At 30.6% G+C, this 2,121-nt stretch carries 3 protein-coding genes; all 3 read right to left on the bottom strand.

Annotation, left to right across the window (positions count from 1 at the left end; genetic code table 11):
- On the bottom strand, positions 1 to 223 hold a 223-nt coding region (locus CXQ93_RS20085), incomplete at its 3' end, for an NAD(P)-binding domain-containing protein (RefSeq protein ID WP_258059186.1).
- A 189-nt stretch (positions 224 to 412) separates the two neighbouring features.
- Positions 413 to 1,153 (bottom strand): glycosyltransferase family 2 protein, encoded by a 741-nt coding sequence (locus tag CXQ93_RS20080; RefSeq protein ID WP_072222294.1) that lies wholly within the window; start codon positions 1,151 to 1,153, stop codon positions 413 to 415.
- A gap of 24 nt (positions 1,154 to 1,177) precedes the next feature.
- Positions 1,178 to 2,121: O21 family O-antigen polymerase (wzy, locus tag CXQ93_RS20075; RefSeq protein ID WP_104112164.1), on the bottom strand; the 944-nt coding region annotated here is incomplete at its 5' end.

The following is a 2,121-nucleotide window of genomic DNA, read 5'->3' as shown; positions in this document are numbered from 1 at the left end:
TCACCATTAACAGGATGCGACGAGGCGTTTCCAGAGATTCAACAAACTCTTTCACCGTATAGTAAGGAACCAGTTTCTTGCCTGGATTTTCGGCAATAACTTCTTCCGTCTTTTCACGGGAACGGTTGAAAATAGAGACGGTATAACCACGGCTTTCGATGTTGAGCGCAAGGTTGCGCCCCATCACTGCCATACCGACGACGCCAATCTGTTGCTTTGACATTGTTTACTCCTGTCTGAGGTGCTCACCGCTGCAAATAAGCGGCTGAATATGAGTAACGGGTTTACTTCTAATATATTTAGGAAAGGCTTATCTCTCTATGTCCCAAAAACTAAACCTTTTGGATACATCGACTATCAGATCTAAAAGACATACATTTTATAATATCAAAACCTAATAAAACCATTCTAATTAAAGTCTCTTAGCAAGAGCTCTTACTGAATAAATAAAAAAAAGAACTAATGACTTGAATAATGAAAAAGACAATACTCTTCTATAAATATTCCATTGCCACATAGCTGCAGTGAACTTATTTGAGGACAACCCCGTATTATGTATATAATATCTGGCAAGATTTTTCTGTATGCAATAAACCAGCTTTGCTTTTTTTACTATTGTTAACCACATTAGGTAATCTTCATGACCAATTTCCTGTTGATATACTTTCCCTATCTGAGTTGAGTCATAAATACCAGTTAAGTTACCAATATGATTAGATTGCAGCATATTATTATATGTAATAACTTCCTTAAACCTTCTTTCTTTTATTACATTTGTATCAACATAAAAAACCTCATAGTTTGAACAAACAACTTTATAATTTCCAGCACTCAATATTTTCAGTTGTTCTTCGAGTTTAGTCTCAAACCAAACATCATCACTATCACAAAATGCAATATATCTACCATTACAAGCAGCAATCCCAACATTTCTAGCCGAAGATACTCCCTTACCATTTCGATTTAGTAAATAAACAATACGTTCATCGATAATAGACTTAATAATATGTTCTGTTGAATCCGACGAATTATCATTGATTATATATAATTTAAAATCCTCATACGTTTGTTTTAAAATTGACAAAATACTATCTTTAATAGTTTCTTCAGCATTATAAGCTGGCATAATTATTGATACTGTTTCATTACCCATAAAAAGCCCCATCATTATTCAAAATTAGAACAAGTATGATTTATAATAAAATTCTGCGATAGGAAACAGAATAACCTTTAATAGATACGGAATAAAACAGTATAATAATGAGAGATACAAACAAACGAAGTATCTATTTTTAACAGTGTATTTAATAACATAAATTATCGGGATTATATAAAATATCACAAAATAGTAGTTAACCCTTGAAATAAAATCAAAACTGAGCATTAACAAATAAACATTCACCGTTAAAGCCCACATACCAATTAACTTTCGCTCATTATCTTTTATAACAAAAACCTTTAGTTTTAATAAGATAAGGAATAGCAAATTAAATGGAATCCAATACATTTTAGTTAGTACATTCATTATACTCACAGAACTTTCATCGAATGAGGATAAATAATGTGAGTAATAGGGGAATAAATTTTGCACTATATAATAAATAATTTGCTGAAGATAAGAGAAAAGAAACAATAAAAAAGTCAACACATAAATTTTAAAAGCATGTTTACACGCAAAAAAATACGTCTTATCTGGAATTACGAGAAAACAGAAACCAATCAAAGCAGAGCGATGAAAACCTAAAGCAGCAACCATTAATATGAAAGATAACAATAATTTCCCTCTAAACTTATAGAGAATTGATATTGCAAACAAATAAATTGAAAATGATGCTCTTATTATATTCATCTGGGTATGAAATAAATTAGTAACAACCCAAAAAAGAAAAAAAACCAAAACAAGAGAATAACCATAGTTTTTCCATAACTGAAAAACAATAACAAACACCAATAAAGATTGTAATAAAGCAGTTAACGCAATAAAACCTTTGAATCCCCATCCAGTCAGTTGATATAGCCTCATATATCCATAAAAGAGATATTCCTTATTTTGATAAAAGGTATCGAGTTCATTAGCATTATTATATATATTTTGATAGCTAAAATAATCTGTTCCAACAC

It is taken from the genome of Arthrobacter sp. N199823 (genome assembly GCF_002929705.1).
Classification (GTDB): domain Bacteria; phylum Actinomycetota; class Actinomycetes; order Actinomycetales; family Micrococcaceae; genus Specibacter.
Note: the sequence above shows the minus strand (reverse complement) of the source record. Positions and strands in the feature narration are given on the sequence as shown.

Coding starts and splice junctions, on each gene's coding strand:
- CXQ93_RS20080 (WP_072222294.1), bottom strand. CDS start 1,153: ATGGGTAATGAAACAGTATCAATAATTATGCCAGCTTATAATGCTGAA.